At 67.6% G+C, this 19,997-nt stretch carries 20 protein-coding genes; 12 read left to right on the forward strand and 8 right to left on the reverse strand.

What is annotated here, in order from left to right; genetic code table 11:
- Window positions 1-1,351, reverse strand: a 1,351-nt coding sequence (locus tag NA4_RS25075; RefSeq protein ID WP_067474812.1) for an acyl-CoA dehydrogenase family protein, incomplete at its 3' end; no start/stop codon positions are given.
- A gap of 373 nt (window positions 1,352-1,724) precedes the next feature.
- Between NA4_RS25075 and urtA the strand changes: the two genes are divergently transcribed.
- The 6 genes from urtA to NA4_RS25105 all read left to right on the forward strand — a co-directional run bounded on the left by urtA (window position 1,725) and on the right by NA4_RS25105 (window position 7,446).
- A complete protein-coding gene (urtA, locus tag NA4_RS25080) occupies window positions 1,725-2,996 on the forward strand; it encodes an urea ABC transporter substrate-binding protein (protein WP_067474815.1) in 1,272 nt (423 codons plus the stop codon).
- 218 nt (window positions 2,997-3,214) lie between these two features.
- Complete coding sequence (gene urtB, locus NA4_RS25085) at window positions 3,215-4,099, forward strand: urea ABC transporter permease subunit UrtB (RefSeq protein ID WP_067474818.1); 885 nt, start codon at window positions 3,215-3,217, stop codon at window positions 4,097-4,099.
- On the forward strand, window positions 4,096-5,241 hold the full coding sequence (gene urtC, locus NA4_RS25090) for an urea ABC transporter permease subunit UrtC (RefSeq protein WP_084497426.1): 1,146 nt from the start codon (window positions 4,096-4,098) through the stop codon (window positions 5,239-5,241). The genes urtB and urtC overlap by 4 nt, the downstream gene beginning before the upstream one ends.
- Window positions 5,238-6,050 (forward strand): urea ABC transporter ATP-binding protein UrtD, encoded by an 813-nt coding sequence (gene urtD / locus NA4_RS25095; RefSeq protein WP_067474821.1) that lies wholly within the window; start codon window positions 5,238-5,240, stop codon window positions 6,048-6,050. The genes urtC and urtD overlap by 4 nt, the downstream gene beginning before the upstream one ends.
- A 2-nt stretch (window positions 6,051-6,052) precedes the next feature.
- Window positions 6,053-6,745 carry an urea ABC transporter ATP-binding subunit UrtE gene (gene urtE, locus NA4_RS25100; RefSeq protein ID WP_067474824.1) on the forward strand — a complete coding sequence of 231 codons (693 nt, stop codon included), beginning with the start codon at window positions 6,053-6,055 and terminating at the stop codon, window positions 6,743-6,745.
- Window positions 6,746-6,753: 8 nt separating this feature from the next.
- Window positions 6,754-7,446: a GntR family transcriptional regulator gene (locus NA4_RS25105; protein WP_067474828.1), complete on the forward strand. Its 693-nt coding sequence runs from the start codon at window positions 6,754-6,756 to the stop codon at window positions 7,444-7,446.
- Window position 7,447: 1 nt separating this feature from the next.
- On the opposite strand, the gene NA4_RS25110 is transcribed toward NA4_RS25105, so the two are convergent.
- Window positions 7,448-8,323 carry a hypothetical protein gene (locus tag NA4_RS25110; RefSeq protein WP_067474831.1) on the reverse strand — a complete coding sequence of 292 codons (876 nt, stop codon included), beginning with the start codon at window positions 8,321-8,323 and terminating at the stop codon, window positions 7,448-7,450.
- A gap of 228 nt (window positions 8,324-8,551) precedes the next feature.
- Here NA4_RS25110 and NA4_RS25115 point away from each other — a divergent pair, with 228 nt between their 5' ends.
- Window positions 8,552-9,085 carry a carboxymuconolactone decarboxylase family protein gene (locus tag NA4_RS25115; RefSeq protein ID WP_084497430.1) on the forward strand — a complete coding sequence of 178 codons (534 nt, stop codon included), beginning with the start codon at window positions 8,552-8,554 and terminating at the stop codon, window positions 9,083-9,085.
- A gap of 269 nt (window positions 9,086-9,354) precedes the next feature.
- On the opposite strand, the gene NA4_RS25120 is transcribed toward NA4_RS25115, so the two are convergent.
- Window positions 9,355-10,140 (reverse strand): TetR/AcrR family transcriptional regulator C-terminal domain-containing protein, encoded by a 786-nt coding sequence (locus tag NA4_RS25120; protein ID WP_067474837.1) that lies wholly within the window; start codon window positions 10,138-10,140, stop codon window positions 9,355-9,357.
- 129 nt (window positions 10,141-10,269) lie between these two features.
- Here NA4_RS25120 and NA4_RS25125 point away from each other — a divergent pair, with 129 nt between their 5' ends.
- Window positions 10,270-10,647 (forward strand): VOC family protein, encoded by a 378-nt coding sequence (locus NA4_RS25125; RefSeq protein WP_067474839.1) that lies wholly within the window; start codon window positions 10,270-10,272, stop codon window positions 10,645-10,647.
- A gap of 52 nt (window positions 10,648-10,699) precedes the next feature.
- Here the strand turns inward: NA4_RS25125 and NA4_RS25130 are convergent, their stop codons facing one another.
- Window positions 10,700-11,551: an SDR family oxidoreductase gene (locus NA4_RS25130; protein WP_067474842.1), complete on the reverse strand. Its 852-nt coding sequence runs from the start codon at window positions 11,549-11,551 to the stop codon at window positions 10,700-10,702.
- Between the two features lie 96 nt (window positions 11,552-11,647).
- On the opposite strand from NA4_RS25130, the gene NA4_RS25135 reads away from it, so the two are divergent.
- Together NA4_RS25135 and NA4_RS25140 are read left to right on the forward strand one after the other, a co-directional pair.
- Window positions 11,648-12,046: a winged helix-turn-helix transcriptional regulator gene (locus NA4_RS25135; RefSeq protein WP_067474909.1), complete on the forward strand. Its 399-nt coding sequence runs from the start codon at window positions 11,648-11,650 to the stop codon at window positions 12,044-12,046.
- 38 nt (window positions 12,047-12,084) lie between these two features.
- Window positions 12,085-12,501 (forward strand): PPOX class F420-dependent oxidoreductase, encoded by a 417-nt coding sequence (locus NA4_RS25140; RefSeq protein ID WP_067474845.1) that lies wholly within the window; start codon window positions 12,085-12,087, stop codon window positions 12,499-12,501.
- Between the two features lie 332 nt (window positions 12,502-12,833).
- Here the strand turns inward: NA4_RS25140 and NA4_RS25145 are convergent, their stop codons facing one another.
- The 3 genes from NA4_RS25145 to NA4_RS25155 all read right to left on the reverse strand — a co-directional run bounded on the left by NA4_RS25145 (window position 12,834) and on the right by NA4_RS25155 (window position 16,215).
- On the reverse strand, window positions 12,834-13,535 hold the full coding sequence (locus NA4_RS25145) for a polysaccharide deacetylase family protein (RefSeq protein WP_067474848.1): 702 nt from the start codon (window positions 13,533-13,535) through the stop codon (window positions 12,834-12,836).
- Window positions 13,536-13,658: 123 nt separating this feature from the next.
- Window positions 13,659-15,059: a dihydrolipoyl dehydrogenase gene (gene lpdA, locus NA4_RS25150; protein ID WP_067474852.1), complete on the reverse strand. Its 1,401-nt coding sequence runs from the start codon at window positions 15,057-15,059 to the stop codon at window positions 13,659-13,661.
- Between the two features lie 181 nt (window positions 15,060-15,240).
- Complete coding sequence (locus NA4_RS25155) at window positions 15,241-16,215, reverse strand: dipeptidase (RefSeq protein ID WP_067474854.1); 975 nt, start codon at window positions 16,213-16,215, stop codon at window positions 15,241-15,243.
- 218 nt (window positions 16,216-16,433) lie between these two features.
- Here NA4_RS25155 and NA4_RS25160 point away from each other — a divergent pair, with 218 nt between their 5' ends.
- Both NA4_RS25160 and NA4_RS25165 read left to right on the forward strand, forming a co-directional pair.
- Window positions 16,434-16,976 (forward strand): AMIN-like domain-containing (lipo)protein, encoded by a 543-nt coding sequence (locus NA4_RS25160; protein ID WP_067474858.1) that lies wholly within the window; start codon window positions 16,434-16,436, stop codon window positions 16,974-16,976.
- Window positions 16,977-17,009: 33 nt separating this feature from the next.
- Window positions 17,010-19,067, forward strand: a complete 2,058-nt coding sequence (locus NA4_RS25165) for a prolyl oligopeptidase family serine peptidase (RefSeq protein WP_067474868.1) — start codon at window positions 17,010-17,012, stop codon at window positions 19,065-19,067.
- 33 nt (window positions 19,068-19,100) lie between these two features.
- Here NA4_RS25165 and NA4_RS25170 read toward each other — a convergent pair whose 3' ends face one another.
- Window positions 19,101-19,958, reverse strand: coding sequence for an alpha/beta hydrolase family protein (locus NA4_RS25170; protein ID WP_067474871.1), 858 nt, complete (start codon window positions 19,956-19,958; stop codon window positions 19,101-19,103).
- Window positions 19,959-19,997 lie beyond the last annotated feature (39 nt).

Raw genomic sequence — 19,997 nt, forward strand, 5'->3', positions numbered from 1 at the left:
CGGTGGTGCCCTCGTACAGCGAGTCGATCTTCGCGTCCCGGATGTACTGCTCGATCGGATAGTCCTGGAGATAGCCCGAGCCACCCACCGTTTGCAGCGACTCGGTCAGGTACTGGTAGGCCCGCTCGGAACCGACACCCTTGACGATCGGCAGCAGCAGATCGTCCACCCGGTGCGCCAGATCGGGTCCGGCACCGGAAACATGCTGTGCTACATCATCGTTCTGATGGGCTGCCGTGTAGAGGTACACGGCGCGCAGGCCCTCGGCATACGCCTTCTGCATGGCCAGCGAGCGCCGCACGTCCGGGTGGCGGATGATGGTCACCCGCGGCGCGGCCTTGTCGGTCATCTGGGTCAGGTCGGCGCCCTGGATCCGTTCCTTGGCGTAGTCCAACGCGTTCAAGTAGCCGGTCGACAGGGTGCCTGCGGATTTGACGCCGACCATCATGCGCGCGTTCTCGATCACCTGGAACATCTGCGCGATGCCGTTGTGCACCTCGCCGACCAGCCAGCCTTTGGCGGGCACACCGCTGCCGCCGAAAGTCACCTCGCAGGTGGGCGAGGACTTCAAGCCCATCTTGTGCTCGACTCCGGTGACGTACACACCGTTGCGCTCGCCGAGCGCCAGGGTCTCGTGGTCGAACAGGAACTTCGGCACGTAGAACAGGGACAGGCCCTTGGTGCCCGGTCCCGCGCCCTCCGGCCGGGCCAGCACCAGGTGGAAGACGTTCTCCGCCGTGTCGCCGACCTCGGCGCCGGAGATGAAGCGCTTGACGCCCTCGATGTGCCAGGAGCCGTCTTCCTGCCTGATCGCTTTGGTTCGTCCGGCGCCCACGTCCGAACCCGCGTCGGGCTCGGTCAGCACCATGGTGCCCTGCCAGCCCTTCTCGAAGCCGAGCGTGGCCCAGTGCTTCTGCTGCTCGGTGCCGACGTTGTACAGCACGGACGCCATGACGGGGCCCATGTTGAAGAACGACGCCGACGGATTGGCGCAGATGATCATCTCGGCGACCGCCCACACCAGCGCCGCGGGCGCAGAAATGCCGCCGATGCCTTCCGGTATGCCCAGTCGGCTCCAGTCCGCCTCGCGCACGGCGGCGACGGTCTTGCGCAGCGGCTCCGGAACCGAGATCGAGAACGTGGTCGCGTCGTACACCACCGGCTCTCGGTCGGCCGCGGCGAAGGAGTCCGCGACGGGGCCTTCCGCCAACCGCCTGACCTCGGCCAGGATCTCCCGGGCCGTGTCGGAGTCGAGGTCGCCGTAGGCGCCGGTGTCGAGGAGCTTGCCCAGTTGGAGCACTTCGAAGAGGTTGAACTCGATATCCCGCAGGTTCGCCTTGTAGTGGCCCATCTCGTCCTCCTCGACTCGAGTCCGGGGCAGGCGCCGCCGGGACAGACGGTTGCGACCTCGTACGAATCGAAGCGTGCCGCATCGCGGCCACGCTACGCAACCGTAGCCACAGCCACCCCGCCAGCGGGTTTGCCAAGACCTCACAACTGCCCACCCGCGATCGACCGCAAAGGTTCACACGCGCGCAACAGACGAAACGGACTCGTTATCGAGAGATATTCCGGCGCAACAACTTATGTCTACCGTTCGCATCACGAATACAGCGGTTGTATACAGCCCGGTGTACCGCCGTGACCGGGTCAAAAGCCGCGGGTATTCGCTGCGGCGCGCATCCAGCGCCGCCGCACACCTGATGAGGAGAAGGGTCCGCCCCATGTCAGATTCCCGTGCCATCCCGCGCCACCGGCGCTTGGTCAAGGCGATGGCGGTACCGACCGCGGTCGCGCTCGCCGGCCTGTTGCTGACCGCCTGCGGCGCCAAGGACGACGCCTCGACCGGATCGAACGCCGCATCCTGCGTGGACACCTCGAAGGACACGATCAAGGTCGGCTCACTGCACTCGCTGTCCGGCACGATGGCCATCTCCGAGGTCACCGTCGCCAACTCCACCAAGCTGGCCGTCGACCAGATCAACGCCGCGGGCGGCGTGCTCGGCAAGAAGATCGAGCTGGTGCTGGAGGACGGCGCTTCGGACCCGAAGACCTTCGCGGAGAAGGCGGAGAAGCTGATCAGCTCCGACTGCGTCGCCGCGGTGTTCGGCGGCTGGACCTCCTCGAGCCGCAAGGCCATGAAGCCGAAGTTCGAGAGCCTCAACTCGCTGCTCTACTACCCCGTGCAGTACGAGGGCCTGGAGGACAGCAAGAACATCTTCTACACCGGCGCGACCACCAACCAGCAGATCATCCCGGCGCTGGACTACCTGAAGCAGAAGGGCATCACCTCGCTCTACCTGGTCGGTAGCGACTACGTCTTCCCGCAGACCGCCAATCGCGAGATCAAGGCATACGCCGCGGCCAACGGCATCGAGATCAAGGGCGAGGACTACACCCCGCTCGGCTCCACCGACTTCTCCACCATCGTGAACAAGGTCCGCACCGCCAAGGCGGGCGCGGTGTTCAACACCCTCAACGGCGATTCCAATGTCGCGTTCTTCCGCGAGTACACCAGCGCGGGCCTGAAAGCCGCTGAGATGCCGGTGATCTCGGTGTCGATCGCCGAGGAGGAGGTCGCGGGCATCGGCGCGCAGAACATCGCGGGCCAGCTCACCGCGTGGAACTACTACCAGACCGTCGACACCCCGCTGAACAAGAAGTTCGTCGCCGACTACAAGGCCGCGTTCGGCGCCGAGAAGCCGACCTCGGACCCGATGGAAGCCGCCTACGCGTCGGTCTACCTGTGGAAGAACACCGTCGAGAAGGCGAAGTCGTTCAAGGTGGCGGACATTCAGGCCGCCGCCGACGGCGTGAGCTTCGAAGCCCCCGAGGGCCTGGTCACCATCGACGGCTCGAATCACCACATCACCAAGACCGCCCGCATCGGCGAAATCCGCCCCGACGGCCTCATCTACACCGTCTGGGACTCCGGCAAGTCGGTGACCCCGGACCCGTACCTGAAGTCCTACGACTGGGCGAAGGGCCTGAAGTAATCCGCAGCCGCGGCCCAGCCGCGGGTGGCCGGTGCATTTCGCGACGAGGTCGCGGGCGGCGGTCGCTTCGCAGCGAGCAATGAGGGGGGCCGCGGATTGCACGGCTCGTGTTCGGGCGGGCGTCCCGTCCACGACGGCCGCCCGAACACGAGCCACACAGGCCCTGAACACGCAGCGCCGCCGAGCGTTGCCTGACCAACAAACAGGAGCTTCCTCCCATGGATGTTGTGATCGGACAGCTCTTCACGGGGCTGAGCCTGGGATCGATTCTCTTGCTCGCCGCGCTCGGGCTCTCGCTGACCTTCGGTCAGATGGGCGTGATCAACATGGCGCACGGCGAGTTCATCATGGCCGGTTGCTACACGACCTACGTTGTGCAGAAGGTCATTTCGTCGGCCGGAATATCACTCGTCGTCTCCCTGCTGATCGGCTTCCTGGTCGGCGGACTGCTGGGCGCCGCGCTGGAGATGGGCCTGATCCGCTGGATGTACGACCGGCCGCTGGATACCCTGCTGGTCACCTTTGGTGTCGGGCTGGTGTTGCAACAGCTGGCTCGCGACATCTTCGGCGCGCCTGCCAAGAACGTCATCGCGCCGGAATGGCTCAGCGGTGGCGTCACGATCCTGGGCGCGGTGGTGCCGAAGACGCGCATCTTCATCCTGGTCCTCGCGGTCGTCGCGGTGACCGCGCTGGCCGCGGTGCTGAAGACGACGCCGCTGGGCAGGCGCATCCGTGCGGTCGTGCAGAACCGGGGCTTGGCCGAAACCTCCGGTGTCTCCAGCCGTTTCACCGACATCAGCACCTTCTTCATCGGCTCGGGCCTGGCCGGGGTGGCCGGTGTCGCGCTCACTCTGATCGGTTCCACCAGCCCGACCATCGGCCAGAGCTATCTGATCGACGCGTTCCTCGTGGTGGTCATCGGCGGACTCGGCCAGATCAAGGGCACGGTGATCGCCGCGTTCGCGCTCGGCCTGCTCAATTCCTACATCGAGTACTCGACCACCGCGTCCATCGCGAAGGTCATCGTCTTCGTCGTCATCGTGATCTTCCTGCAGGTTCGCCCGCAGGGCCTGTTCACCGTCCGGACAAGGAGTCTGGCTTGACCACACTCGTGCAACGGTGGCGTGCGCATTCCTCGCTCACCGCACTGGCCGGATTCGCGGTCGCCGCCGTTCTGTTGTTCGCGGTCGCTCCCGCGGTGCTCAGCGACTTCCGGCTCAACCTGCTGGCGAAGTTCCTGTGCTTCGCGATCGTCGCGGTGGGCATCGGACTGGCCTGGGGCCGCGGTGGCATGCTGACCCTCGGTCAAGGCGTGTTCTTCGGTATCGGCGCCTACATCATGGCCATGCACCTGCAAATGGCCGACGCCGCGCGGCTCGGCAACGATGTACCGGAGTTCATGGAGATCGCGGGGATTCGCGAATTGCCGTCGTTCTGGCGGCCTTTCGCGTCGGCTCCGGTGGCGCTGCTCGGCATCCTGGTGCTGCCCGCACTGGTCGCGGCGGCGCTCGGGTACGGCGTGTTCAAGCGCCGGGTGAAGGGCGCCTACTTCGCCATCCTCAGCCAAGCGCTGGCCGCAGCGCTGGCCATCCTGCTGACCGGTCAGCAGGCCATCGGCGGGTTCACCGGCCTGTCGGATTTCCGCGCGTTCTTCGGTTTCAAGCTGTCCGACCCGGTGAACCGGCGCATGCTGTTCTTCTTCGCCGCGGGCACCCTGCTGGTGGTGGTCGCGCTGGTGCGGCAGCTGATGCACAGCAGATACGGCGAACTGCTCGTCGCGGTGCGCGACCAGGAGGAGCGGGTGCGCTTCCTGGGGTACGACCCCGCGAACGTGAAGATCGTCGCCTACGTGGTCGCCGCCTTCTTCGCGGGTATCGCGGGCGCGCTGTTCACCCCGATCGTCGGCATCATCTCCCCCGCCGACATCGGCGTCGTCCCGTCCATCGCCTTCCTCATCGGTGTAGCGATCGGCGGGCGCACCACCCTGCTCGGGCCGGTGCTCGGCGCGATCGGCGTCGCCTGGGCGCAGACCGTGTTCTCCGAGGAGTTCCCGTCCGGGTGGACCTACCTGCAAGGCGTGCTGTTCATCGTGGTGGTCGGTTTCGTCCCGGCCGGACTCGCCGGACTGTGGCCGATGGTGAAAGGGCTGGTGGAGGGCCGATTCCGCGGTTCAGCGGCGCCAGCTCCTGCCGTGCTGGCCGAGACACCGCCGGAACCCGTGACCGAGAAAGTGGAATCCCGATGACCGAGACGGCACACGAACCCAAACTCGGCGGCAACGCCGGAATGTCCAGCGAGTACCTCGAGATCCGCGGCCTCTCGGTGAGTTTCGACGGCTTCAAGGCCGTCAGCGATGTCGACCTGACCGTGCTGCAGGGCGACCTGCGCTTCCTCATCGGCCCCAATGGCGCGGGCAAGACCACGATCATCGATGCGATCACCGGGCTCGTTCCGGCGACCGGATCGGCCCAGAAGACCGGCGTCGAGCTGCTCGGCAAGAAGGTGCATCAGATCGCCCGGCTCGGCGTGGGGCGAACGTTCCAGACCGCGAGCGTCTTCGAACAGCTCAGCGTGCTGCAGAATCTCGACATCGCCGCGGGCGCGGGCCGCTCGGCGCTCACCATGCTGCGCCGCCGCAAATCGGTGCTGCCGAGCATCGAGGAGGCGCTGGAGACCACCGGCCTGGCCGATCTGCGCGACAAACCCGCCGGCGTCTTGGCGCACGGGCAGAAGCAGTGGCTGGAGATCGGCATGCTGCTGGTGCAGAACGCCTCGGTGCTGCTGCTGGACGAGCCGGTCGCCGGGATGAGCGCGGAGGAACGCGAGGAGACCGGAAACCTGCTGCGCCGCATCGGCGGTGAACGCGTGGTTGTGGTGGTCGAGCACGACATGGACTTCATGCGTGCCTTCGCCAGCTCGGTGACGGTCCTCGCGGGCGGCACAGTGCTCAGCGAGGGCACCGTCGAGCAGGTGCAGGCGGACCCGAAAGTCCAAGAGGTCTATCTCGGCACCGCCGCGGCCATCGGGACCGAGCTGGCAGACGAAAGGGCATAGGGATGCTGGAGCTCACCGATATCCACTCCGGCTACGGCCGCACCGAGGTCATCCACGGCGTCTCGGTGACCGTCCCGGATGACAGCGTGGTCGCCGTCATGGGACACAACGGCGCGGGCAAGACCACGCTGCTGCGCACCGCCGTCGGCCTGATCGGCACGAAATCGGGGCGGATCGCATTCGACGGAGAGACCATCACCAAACTGTCCCCGTCGCGACGTGTGCGCCGCGGCATCGCTTACGTGCCGCAGGGACAGCAGAGCTTCCCTCAGCTGACCACCGCGGAGAACTTGCAGGTCGTCGCGGACGGGCGCAAGCGGGGCAAGGCGCTGATCGACGAGTCACTGGATCTGTTCCCCGCGCTGCGCGACCTGCTCACCCGCAAGGCGGGCCTGTTGTCCGGCGGCCAGCGTCAGCAGCTCGCCATCGCGCGTGCGCTGATCACCGAGCCCAAGCTGCTCATCCTCGACGAGCCGACCGAAGGCATCCAGCCGTCGGTGGTCGCCGAGATCGAGCGCACCCTCATGGCGCTCACCCGGCGCGGCGGATTGAGCGTGCTGCTGGTCGAGCAGCACATCGGGTTCGCGTTGCAGGCGGCGCAGCGCTACTACGTCCTGCAATCGGGCCGGGTGGCCGCCACGGGCGCAGGCGGCGCGGGCGCCGAGAGCGCGGTCCGCTCGGCGATGGCGATCTGAGTACCGCCGTGACCCGCAACAGGGGTCGGATTCCGTTGCGTGAGCAGGTCTACGACTCGCTGCGACGGGATCTGGCCACCGGAGTCATCGTGCCGACCGAACGACTCGGCGAAGAACGCCTCGCCGAGGCCTATGGGGTCTCGCGCACCCCGGTACGTGAAGCGCTGGCTCGGCTGCAGGCCGACGGATTGGTCGAGCGACTCTCCGACGGCCTGTACCCGTATCGTCCCCGGCTCGACGAACTCGACCACCTCTACGAGCTGCGGATCGTGTTGGAAGCCAGGGGCATCCAGCGGGCCCGGCCGGAACACGCGCACGACATGGACCTGGTGCGCGCGGAACTCGACACCTGGCGCGCGCTGCGCGACAACCCGCCCGAACCGGGACCCGCGCTGGTGGCCGCCGACGAACGGTTCCACACCGCATTGCTCGCGGCGGCGGGCAACGCCGCGCTCGCCGACGCGCTCGACGCGGTGCACGTCCGGGTGCGTCCGGTGCGGACGCTGGACATGCCGACCCCGGAACGGATCGCCACGATGACCGCCGAGCACATCGCGATCGCCGAACACCTGCTGTCCGGTGCGGTGGACGCCGCGTTGGCAGCCCTCATCGCCCATATCGACACCTCCCGGGCACATGTGCTGGCCCGCGCGCAGCATGCGCTGCTACTCACCAAACTGGGCCGGGCCGTACGGGATTGAGTCAGCAGCCCGGTTGGAACGGCCAGCACTCGGCGGGCCGGTACGGCGGCGGCGACGGCGTCGGGCTCGTCGTGGTGTCGGTCACCCGAGTCGGTTGGGTCGAGTCCTGCATCAGCGCACTGCCGATCACGGCGAGCACGAGCAGGACGCCGACCACCGCGACCACCACGACGGACCAGCCCGCGTACGCCTGGCCCTTCGTCGCGACGCCGGGCGTCGGCTCGACCCGCGGCTTGGGTTGGCGCGCGATCATCGTCGCCGGCTCCGGCGCGTTCTCCTCGAAGCCCGCGTCGAGCAGTTCGGCGCGGGCCGGGGCGAGTTCCGCGAGACCGAGCGCGTTGCACGCACCGATCACGCGATCCACGGTCCAGTTGCGCGGCCCCGCCGAGAACCCTTCCAGGTAGATACGCAGCTCGGTCGCGTCTGTGACGTTGCCGACGACGACGTCCAACCCCGCGCGCAGGTTGGTGCGCGCCGGGCGCACCACCGCGCCACGGAACGGAACCAATACGACGGCGCCGCTGATGTGTCCCGGATCCTGCAACGCCCGCTGGAGCATGTGCTTCACTGCGTAGATGCCGTGCTCCACGCGATCGGCGGGACTGCCGGAATCCGGGTCGTCCAGTTCCACCGGCGCGTCACTGATCTTCCACGGCCCCTCGGCGGGCGTGCTCAGGATGCCGCTCTGCCTGCGCCGGAACCCGTGCACCTCGAGCACGGTCAGACCGCGCGGCGTCCACACCGCCGCGTCCACACGGCGGTTGTCCGCCTCCAGGTCGATCACGGCGAGGCCGGTCGTCGGATACGACCGCAGGCACGCGACGAATTCCCGCTCGGCACCGGAAAGCTCCGCTCCGGGCCTGATCCTCACCAGCATCTGTTCCCCTGCCGACCTGTTGCCTACACCTGACACCACGGAACCCACTGCGGCCGCGGCGACCCGCACCGGTACTGATGATGACGGGGTACCCGCCCGAAAACCACTGGAAAGCAAAAGAATGATCCCCCCGTCCTCGAGCTGACGTCCGGGTACGCTCGATATACGGCCCAGCACCGACGCCGGCCGTACCAGCACGCGAGGAGGCGTCCCAGCATGGTTTCAATGCTGCAACCACGCATCTCTCCCGGGCGGCTCCGGGAACTCGGTCCAGTCAATTGGGTTGCCTGGCAGGTACTTTCCCGTGCCGCCGGCACCGACGACGCGCATCTGTTCAGCACGCTCGGCCGCACCAAGGGCCTGTTCCGTGGCTGGCTGCACTACTCGGGGCGGTTGATGCCGGGCGGGCGATTGCCGCGCCACGAATCCGAGATGGTCATCATCCGGGTCGCGCACCTGCGTGGATGCGACTACGAGATGGACCATCACATCCGCCTCGGCAGGCGGGCCGGAGTGACCGCCGAGATCCTCGATCGGCTGCGCGTCGGACCGGCCGCCGCGGGCTGGTCGGAGAAGCACCACGCGCTGCTGGCAGCGGTGGACCAGCTCGTGGAGAAACGCGACATCGGCGACGACGCCTGGGCGGAGCTGGCCAAGCACTACGACGAACGCAGCCTGATCGAAATCGTCCTGCTGGTCAACCAGTACGAAGGTCTGGCCGCCACCATCACCGCGCTGCGCATTCAGCGCGACGGCGTCTGAGCGGCGAATTCGGACGAAATCCGTCCACAGCCCCGCACCGGGTCGAGCGAAGGCAGGCGCAGCCGCAGAAAAGGCGCAGCCGAACAAAGTCCGTCCACAGGCCCCGCATCGGACCGAGTGACGACAGAGGCAGACGCATGAAAGGCACTGTCGAACGAAGTCCGTCCACACCCCGTGCTGGGCGGGGCGGACGCCAGGTAGCCGCATAGAGGGCGCTGTTCAACGAAGTACGCCTCGGGTCCGCGCATGGCGGAGCGAAGGCGGTACGCCTAGCGGTCCGCGGCGCGCGGGCCCTCGATGCGCCGGGCCAGACCGTCCAGCACTAGCTCCAAGCCGAACTCGTATGCATGGTCGGCGCTGTACGCGGCGTCGTGCGCCTGGCCCGCGGCCGCGCCGACACGCGTGGCGAGCGGATAGCGCTCCGAATCGAAGACCTGGGCCAGCACCGGTGCGGCCCGCTCCCACCATTGCCGGTCCGACATGGCGCTGTCGGCCGCCGCGCGCTCGGTGTCGATGGCTATCCGGGCGACGGACATGACGAATCCGAGCACGAACGTCAGCGCGGCGTCCATGGCGACATCGTCCAGCCCGAGACCGTCGAAGGCCCGCAGCTCGTGGTCGTATTTCGCGGAGAGTCCTGGACCGAGCGGTGGACGGGTGGTCGGCAGGTAGGCGACCCACGGATGCCGCGCCAGTAGAGCCCGGTTCTCGGCGGCGACGCGAGTGACGCGTTCGCGCCAAGGCAGACCGTTCAGGTCGGCGCGTTCCATCCGCGCGTAGACCGTGTCGAGCATCAGGTCGACCAACTCGGCTTTCCCCGGCACGTAGGTGTAGGTGGCCATCGGCGTCAGTCCGAGTTTGGTGGCGACCGCGCGCATGGTGAGCGCGCCGATGCCTTCCGCGTCGGCGATCTCGATCGCCGCGGCGACGACCGCATCGACACTGCTGCGTTGCTTCGGCCCGCGGCCGGTGCCGGAACTTGCCGGAATCCGCCAGAGCAGCTCGAGCGTGCGCACCGGGTCTCCCGCGCCGCTGCGCTCCTTCGGCTGTCCCACCGCCGCCTCCTCACGTGATCGACATCCGATGGTATTCACGTGATTCAGATCACAGTGCGTCCGCCCGGAAATTTCTCTACAAAGTATAGCGTACATAGTACAGAGTAAGCCGACGCCCAGGGAGGACCCATGAAAATCACCGCTTCCGCCATCTCGCTCAACGTCCCCGACCCGGCAGCCTCGGCGAAGTTCCTGATCGACCACCTCGGATTCGAGGAGAAGATGTCGGCCGACGGATTCGTCTCGCTGGAGCGGCCGGACGCCGGGCTGAACGTCATCTACCTGCGCACCGGGCTGGCGAGCTTCAAGCCGAAGAGCGCGGCAGGCAGTGCGGGCGAGGGCCTGCTCGTGGTCTTCGTCGTCGACGACATCGATGCCGAGTACGCCCGGCTGCAAACCGAAGGAGTTCCGATCGTGACGCCCATCGAAACCGAGCCGTGGGGCGAGCGGTACTTCCAGATGGGCGATCCGAACGGGATCATCATCCAGCTGGTGCAGTGGGTCTGAATGCATGCGAACGGCGCGGATCCCGGAAGGGAGCCGCGCCGTTCAGTGGCCTTCAGCCGAGCGCCGCGCGGAAGACGTCGACGGCCGGGGTAGCGGGACGGCCCAACAGCTTTTCCAGATCGCCGGTGCGCACGTCGAGAAGGCCGCGCGCGACGCCGGTATCGGCATCGCTGAGGGCCTTGGCGTATTCCTCCGGCAGCCCCGCTTGGACCAGTGCGGCGCCATAGTCCCTCTCCGGCAGGTTCACATAGCGCACCGGCTTACCTGCCGCATCCGAAATCGCCTGAGCCAGTTCGTCATAGGTGAGCGATGCACCGCCGCCGAGTTCGTATACCCGGCCAGCGTGCCCATCGGTGGTGAGCACCCTGGCGGCCGCCTCGGCATAGTCGGCGCGTGCCGCGCCCGCTACCCGGCCGTCGCCCGCAGCTCCGTGCAGCACACCCGACGCTACGGCGTGCGCGAGCCCGCCCAAGTAGTTCTCCCAGTACCAGCCGTTGCGCAGAAGCACATGGGGCACGGTCGATTCGGCGAGCACCGCCTCGGTCCCCGCGTGCTCCTGGGCGAGAATCATCGGGTTGTCCGTTGCCCCTGGGATGCTGGTGTAGGCGAGCAGCTCGACACCGGCGCGCTCGGCCGCACGAATGACGTTGGCGTGCTGGGCCACCCGGGCGCCGAACTCGTTGCCGGAGATCAGCAGTACCCGGTCGACGCCGTCGAACGCCCGGTCCAGGGCCGCCGCGTCGCCGTAATCGGCCTCCCGGACGTCTACGCCTCGCGCAGCCAGATCGGCCGCCTTCCGCGGATCGCGCACGATGGCGACGACCTGCGCAGATCCCTCACGCAACAGCGCCTCCACCACAAGTCGGCCCAGTTGTCCGCTTGCCCCGGTCACGGCGACGGTCATGACTACCTCCAGGTATGTCCGATTAACTAGTACTAACTATTCGTAAGCACTATGCATTCTGATACTACTGCGGTCAAGTTGGGTACCATGACGGTCATGACAACCCAGCGCACCGTCCCGGCCGAGGCCGACGACCCCACGCTGGAAGCCGATGTCTTCGCCCGGAACTGCACTTCGCGGCCGGTTTTGCAGAATGTGGCCAGCCGGTGGGGCACTCTGGCGCTGGTCGCGCTGCGTGCGGGGCCGTACCGGTTCAGCGCCCTGCGCCGCCGGGTGGACGGCGTCAGCGAGCGCATGCTGTCGCAAACCCTGCAGGCGCTCGAGCGCGACGGCATGGTGCACCGGGAGGTACTGGAGACGATCCCCCCGCGAGTCGAATACACCCTCACCGAACTGGGCGCCGAGGTGGCCGCGCATCTGGAAGCACTCATCCAGGTGCTGGAGATCAACATGCCGCGCGTGCTCGAGGCGCAGGCGGCCTACCACCGCGACTGAATCGGGAAGAGCCCGGCGTCATCGCTGGTTACATGGGCATGGAACTCGCCGCCGCAGTCGATTTCGCACGCGAACACCGCAGGTCCGTGCTCACCACGATTCGCCGCAACGGACGCCCGCAACTGTCCAACGTGCTGCACGTCGTCGGCGCGGACGGCCGCATCCGCATCTCCATCACCGCCGACCGTGCGAAGTATCACAACCTGGTCCGCGACCCGTGGGCGGCGTTGCACGTGACCCGCGACGACTTCTTCGCCTACGCCGTACTGGAGGGCACGGTGGAGCTCACGCCGGTCGCCGCCGCACCCGACGATCCCACAGTCGACGCGCTCGTCGACTACTACCGCACCGCCTCCGGGGAGCACCCCGACTGGGACGAATACCGCAACGCGATGGTCGCCGATCGCCGTGCCTTGGTCCTGTTCACACCCGCCCATGCATACGGAATGCTCTGATCCGGGCAGTCGCACCAACGCGCTCGAACCGCGGCAACGTCGGCTTGCTCGGCGACCCGATAGCGGGACAGGGAACCGGCCTTTCCACGGCATCCGCGAAAACGAGCAGCTCCGCTCGCCGGGGCGCACCTCGAGGATGCCCCGCGCCGGGCACCGGTATCGGCGAGGGCCTGGGGTAGTCCGCGGCCACCCTGGCCCCCGGCCATCGAGCACTCGGGCTGCTCACCGCGACGGCGGAACGCTGGCCGCTTCGGCTCGGCGAGCCATCCAACCGGCCCACGCTCAGCGGCTGGCGAGGCCGTGTGCCAGATCGCCAGCGCGTGCCGATCCGGTCAGCGGGACATCAAGTCGGAGACGGTGACGAATTCGTAGCCCGCGGAACGCAATTCGGCGACGATGCGCGGGATGGCAGCCAATGCTGCGGTCGTGCCGAACATGACGTGCAGCAGGATGATCGAGCCGGGACGGACCTCGGCGAGGGTTTCGGCCACGATGTCCTCCGCGGTGGCGGCCTTCCCGGAATCGGGTTCGACATCCCACATCACGGTGACGCGGTCGTGCTCGGCAAGGTAACGCGGCAGAATCACGAGCTTCTTACCGTAAGGCGGGCGGAAGGTGATCGGGCCGACGTAACCGGTCTTCATGATCTCGGCATCGGTGCGCTCCACTTCGTCGCGGACCGTGCCGGGAGTGACGAACACCATCCGGCGATGTGAATAGGTGTGATTGCCGATCTCATGGCCCGCCGCCACGATGGCCCTGCCGTGCTCCGGGTGCGCAGCGAGATCACGGCCGTTCAGATAGAAAGTGGCCGGAACCTGGGCCTCGGCAAGGACTCTCAGCACGTCCGGCGCGCGATCGGTCGGGCCGTCGTCCAAGGTCAGCGCGACCACTTTCGCGTCGGTGTCCACCCGGCTCACCACATGACCGGCCAACTGGAAGGTGCGGGCGTTCATCAGGTAATAAGTGCCCGTCGCGAGCAGCACCACGACGACGAGCACCGGCACACTTCCGAGCAGCCACCTACGAAGCATGCACGCTGTATAGCAGACCACCCGCGCCGACGCCGACTTCCGAAGTCCCTACTGCCGCGGAAACCATTGCCGGACAAGCCGAAGGGCGTGCGGCCGACGACCACACGCCCCTGATGCCGACGATCAGAAGTTGATCATGTGGCCGGCCAGGCCGTGGAACGCTTCCTGGAGGGCCTCGCTGAGCGTCGGGTGGGTGTGCACATTGCGGGCCAGCTCGTTGACCGTCAGGTCCCACTTCTGCGCCAGGGTGAGCTCGGGCAGCAGCTCGGAGACGTCGGGGCCGATGAGGTGCCCACCGAGCAGCTCGCCGTACTTGGCGTCGGCGATGAGCTTGACGAAACCGGTCGGGTCGCCGAGGCCGTGCGCCTTGCCGTTGGCGGTGAACGGGAAGGTCGCGACCTGCACGTCGTAGCCCTCGTCGCGGGCCTGCTGCTCGGTCAGGCCGAAGCTGGCGACCTGCGGCTGGCAGAACGTGGCGCGCGGCATCATGCGGTAGTCGCCGAGCGTGACGGTCTCCGCGCCCGCGATGGTCTCGGCCGCCACCACGCCCTGCGCCTCGGCGACGTGCGCGAGCTGCAGTTTGCCGGTGACGTCGCCGATGGCGTAGATGCTCGGCACGTTGGTGCGCATGTAGTCGTCGATCACGATGGCCCCGCGTTCGAGCTGCACGCCGGTGGTCTCCAGGCCGTAGCCCTCGACCCGCGGCGCGAAGCCGACGGCTTGCAGCACCTTGTCGACGGTGACGGTCTCGATCGCGCCGGTCTTGTTGTCCTTGATCGAGACGGTGACCTTGGCGCCGTCGTCCTCGATGGACTGCACGGCGGCACCGGTGGTGATGGTGATGCCGAGCTTCTTGTACTGCTTGGTGATCTCCTTGGAGACGTCCGCGTCCTCGTTCGGCAGCGCGCGGTCGAGGAACTCGACGATGCGCACGTCGACACCGTAGTTCTTCAGGACGTAACCGAACTCCATGCCGATCGCGCCCGCGCCGACGATCAGGATCGAGCCGGGCAGGTCGCGGGTGAGGATCTGCTCCTCGTAGGTGACCACGTTCGCGCTCAGCTGAGTGCCGGGTAGCAGCTTGGTGACGGTGCCCGCCGCGATGATCACGTTGTCGAACGTGACCGTCTCGGTGCCGCCCTTGTTGAGCTCGACCGAGAGCGAGTTCGGGCCGGTGAAGGTGCCCTTGCCGTCGAACTCGTCGATCTTGTTCTTCTTCATCAGGAAGTGGACGCCCTTGACGCGGCCGTCGGCGACCTTGCGGCTGCGGTCGAAGGCGACGCCGAAGTCGAAGCTCGCCTCGCCGGAGATGCCGAAGGTCTTCGCCTCTTTGGTGAAGATGTGTGCCAGTTCCGCATTCCGCAGCAGCGCCTTGGAGGGGATGCAGCCGACATTGAGGCACACCCCACCCCAATACTTCTGCTCGACGATCGCGGTACGGAGGCCTAACTGTGCCGCACGGATGGCGGCGACGTAACCGCCTGGACCGGCACCGAGAACGACAACGTCGTAATGGGAAGTCACGAGACCGAGCCTAACTCCGCCGGGCAAACTTCACCCACCGGTCCCCCACAACAATGAGTCGTGCGCCACACCCACCCGAAAACTTCCCGTGAGCGGGAAGAACGTGGTAGATCCCCGGGGCTAGCATGCCGCGCGGTCGTCGGCTTCCGCGCCACCGCGGAGGACTCGGCGGCCGGTGTGCTCAGTTCCGCCAGACCTGCGCGGCGACCCGGCGGAAGTTCTCGCCGAACACCGCGGCGCGGTCCGTCACGCTGAAGCCGCGCCGGGCCAGCACCTCGTCCAGGCCGGGCACGTCGGCGGAACCGAGCAGGTCTTCCGGCGGAACCCAGTGCAGCGGGCCCCACCGCGTGTACGACTCGGAGAACGCGCCCGGGTTCTGCCGCAGCTCGGCGTTGAAGTCCTCCGCGTCGAAGGAGTAGTCCGACCCGATTCCGATGTGCTCGATGCCGACCAGCTCGGCGCCATACTCGATGTGCCGCGCCATCGCCTCGATCCGATCGGCACGCTCGTCGGCCGCGTTGCGCCCCAAGAAGATGCCGACACCATTGATTCCGATCACGCCGCCGGTCGCGGCACAGGCCCGCGCCTGCTCGTCGGTGATATTGCGTGGGTGGTCCCAGAGCGCGGCGAAGTTCGAGTGGCTGTAGATCATCGGGACAGCGCTCAGTTCCGCCAGCTCCAGGCCGGTTCGCTGGGAGCAGTGCGACCCGTCGGCGAACATCCCGGCCTCGTTGAGCGCGTGCACCAGGTCGCGGCCGTACCGGTTGAGCCCGGTGTCCTCGGTATCCAGGCACCCGCAACCCGCGGCGTTGGCGTGGTTGTAGGCGGGCAGTAGTGATCGCACGCCGAGCTCGTAGAACCGCGCGACATTGTCCAGATCGCCGCCGAGCGGCCCGGCGTCCTCGAGGTCGAACGCCAGCGCGATCGTCTCGGCCGCACCGATGTCGTCCACCGTGCAGACGAGACGAAACCGACCGTCCGCCAATGCATCCCGGCGAAATCGATGCAGCAGCGCCAAGGCTTCGGCGGTCGACTGGCGGGAATACCCGACGTTGACCGACAGGTACGACCCGACCGGATAACGCGCGAGGTCGCCGATCCGCGCCGCGGGCGACAGCGGCAGACAGCAGTGCTGTTCCCAGAGAAACGGCGGCAACCTCGAACCTCCTGGTCGGATCGGCCTCGGAGCAGCGATCCTACTGGCAACGTCGGCCAATCGGAGTGTGCGGCAAATACCGAGCCGCGTCAGTCGCGGGCGATGGCCAATCCGTCAAGTCGCCCAACATATTTCGGCGTTCTCGCACGTAACGGGAGGTCTTGGGCGGCCGATTCCCCCAGTAGTTCAGTTCCCCTGCCCACGAAGGCGGTGCGACCATGCGTCGCTTGCTCCTGCTGATTGTTTCCCTTGTGACCTTCGCCGGTCTGTGGATCGCGCCCGGCCCCGCGTCCGCTGCTCCCGATTGCACCGCGACCTGGGGTTCACTACCCAAGACCAGCCAGACCCGATCGGTCGCGACGCTGACCGGCGTGCGCGCCGGACGACACGAGTGCTTCGACCGGCTGGTGTTCGATATCGCCGGACCGGTCACCGGGTACCACGTCGGCTATGTCGAGCGGGTCGCCATGGATGGCTCCGGCGCACTCGTCCCGTTGCGCGGCGGCGCTGCGCTGAGCATCAGCCTCAACGCCCCCGCTCACGACGACGCGTACAACGCCACCTACAACCCCGGCGACCGCGCCGAGCTCGCCGGCGTGCGGGATTACCGAACCTTCCGGCAGGTGGCCTGGGCGGGCTCCTTCGAGGGCCAGACCACGGTCGGGCTCGGGGTGCGCGCCCGGTTGCCGTTCCAGGTGCACACCCTCACCGGACCGGGCAGCGGATCGCGCATCGTGGTCGACGTAGCACACACCTGGTGAACCCGATTTGCGCCGCTCGGCAACAATGTGGGCATGAGCGGCGTTGAGCAGATCGTGACCGACCCTTACCTCTGGCTCGAAGAAGTGACCGACGAGCGGGCCCTGGACTGGGCTCGCGCACACAACGCCGTCGTGCACGAGCGGTTCGCCGGCTCGGAGCGCTTCGGCGAGCTCGAACGCCGCATTCTGGACATGCTCGACACGGACACCAAGATCGCGTACCCGGCACGTCGCGGTCCATGGCTGTACAACTTCTGGCGGGACGCGCAGCACCCGCGCGGCCTGTGGCGGCGCACCACGTTCGCCGAGTACGGCAAGGACGCCCCCGACTGGGACGTCCTGATCGACCTGGATGCGGTCGCCGCCGCCGAGGACGAGAACTGGGTGTGGGGCGGTGCCGCGGTGCTGCGCCCGGAGCAGTCCCGCGCGCTGGTCAGCCTGTCGCGCGGCGGTGCCGACGCGAAGGTGGTGCGCGAGTTCGACCTCGAGCGCAGGGTGTTCCTCGACCCCGAGGAGGGCGGCTACTTCCTGCCGGAGGCGAAGTCGGAGATCCGGTGGATCGATATCGACTCGGTGTACATCGGCACCGATTTCGGGCCTGGCTCGCTGACCGATTCAGGGTATCCGCGGATCGCGAAACTGTGGCGCCGCGGCACCCCGTTGGCCGAGGCGACAACAGTCTTCGAGGGCGAGCCGAGCGATGTCGCGGTCTCGGCGGGCTACGACCGGACGCCGGGCTACGAGCGGCACTACATCGGGCGCGCCACGGACTTCTTCAACGAGGAGGTCTACCTGCTCGAGGCGGACGGCACGCTGCGGTACCTGGACATCCCCAGCGACGCCAGCGAGTCCTGGTACAAGGACTGGCTGCTGGTCCGGCTGAAATCGCCGTGGGAGGTGGGCGGGAAGACCTTCCCCGCGGGCGCGCTGCTGGCCACCGATTTCGAGAAGTTCCTGTCCGGCGCCCGCGAATTCGAGGTGATCTTCACACCGGACCCGCATACCTCGCTGCACGGGTACGGCTGGACGGAGAATCACCTGCTGCTGGTCACGCTCGAGGACGTGCAGACCAAGCTCCATGTGCTCACCCCCAGCGAGGCAGGATGGCGGCGCGAGCCGCTGGCCGATACCCCGCCGATGGCAACCACCAGCGTGCTGAACCTGGACCCGCTGGAGGGCGGCGACGAGTTCATGCTGAACACCAGCGGATTCACCACCCCGGCCACCCTGCTGGCCAGCGCCGTCGGCGGGCAGACCGAACAGCTGAAGCAGGAGCCCGGCTTCTTCGACGCCGAGGGGGTCGAGACCGAGCAGTTCTTCGCCGAGTCCGCCGACGGCACGCGGGTGCCGTACTTCGTGATCCGCCACCGCGACCGCAAGGGCATGCCCGGGCCGACGGTGATGTCCGGCTACGGCGGCTTCGAGGTGTCGCGTACCCCGGGCTACAGCGGCGCGTCGGGCATGGGCTGGCTGGAGCGCGGCGGCACCTGGGTGATGACCAACATCCGCGGTGGCGGCGAGTACGGGCCGCAGTGGCACACTTCGGTGCAGAAGGCCAACCGGCACAAGGTGTACGAGGACTTCTCCGCCATCGCCGAAGACCTTGTCACACGCGGCATCACCACCGCCGACCAGCTCGGCGCCGTCGGCGGCAGCAACGGCGGGCTGCTCATGGGCGTGATGCTGACCCGCTATCCCGAACTGTTCGGCGCGATCGTCTGCCAGGTGCCGCTGCTGGATATGAAGCGCTACCACCTGCTGCTCGCGGGCGCCTCGTGGATGGCCGAGTACGGCGACCCGGACAAGCCGGAGGAATGGGAGTACATCAGCAAGTACTCGCCCTACCAGAACGCGCGCGCCGACCGCGCCTACCCGCCGATCCTGCTCACCACCTCGACCAGGGACGACCGGGTGCACCCCGGCCACGCCAGGAAGATGGCCGCGCTGCTGGAGGCACAGGGCCACGAATTCTGGTACCACGAGAACATCGAGGGCGGCCATGGCGGCGCGGCGGACAACAAGCAATCCGCGTTCCAGGCGGCGCTGATCTACGAGTTCTTCATCCAGATGCTGATCGAACGACGGAAATAACCTCCACGAACGCCGCCGGATTCGCGCGCAGGCCTATCGGTCGCGCAGCCACTTCTCGATCTGGTCGACGGTGCTGGTGTACTGCCGGATCCAGCCGTTGTGGCCGAGCGCTTCCGGCTGCCGCCAGCGTGTTACCTCCGCGTTCGGCAGTTTGTCCAGCAGGTGCTCGGCGGAGCTGGGCGGAGTGAGCTCGTCGCCGGTCATCGTGATGGACAGGACGGGCAGTTTCAGCCGCGCGATCCGCTCCTCGTAATCGATGTCGGCGCCCACCGGAACGAATCGGCCGGTGCGGGCCAGCCGGGCCCAGTCCGAGATCAGCACCTTGGACTGGCGGCCGAAACCCATCGAGACGCGGTCGCCCGGCCAGAAGCCGGCCAGGTTCGCCGTCAGCGACATCGCCGCGGTGCCGACCAGCATGCCGGGACCCGAAAGTCCGCGGTAGCCGCGGTAATACGGGGTGCCGGAGGCGACCAGCACCAGCCCGCCCAGCCTGCCCCGGATACGGGCGGCGTACATCACGCCGAGCTGGCCGCCCATGCTGTGGCCGAGCAGGTACGGCGTGCTGTCCGGGAACTGGTCGCGCACCACCTCGAAGATCGCCGGGAAGTCGACCGAGACCAGCTCGTGGTAGCCGAAAGTGCTGGCGGAGCTCGGCTTCGGTCTGCTGTCGCCGTTGCCGCGCAGCTCGCCGACGGCCACGTCGAACCCGCGCGCGGCTAGGCCCGAGGCGAACAGTTCGTAGTATCCGGCCGGAACGCCGAGACCGGGCACGATCACCACGACCGGGCGAGGCGCGTCCGGCGTGACCGGACGCCGGTGCGCGCCCTCGGCCGGGAGCAACCGCACCGGAACCGTGGTGCCGTCCGGCATCTGGATCGGAACTGTCTGCATGTCCGCACGCTACCGCGCCGCTCAGGCCCCTGCGCGCAC

It is taken from the genome of Nocardia amamiensis NBRC 102102, from assembly GCF_001612745.1.
In the GTDB taxonomy this organism is placed as follows: domain Bacteria; phylum Actinomycetota; class Actinomycetes; order Mycobacteriales; family Mycobacteriaceae; genus Nocardia; species Nocardia amamiensis.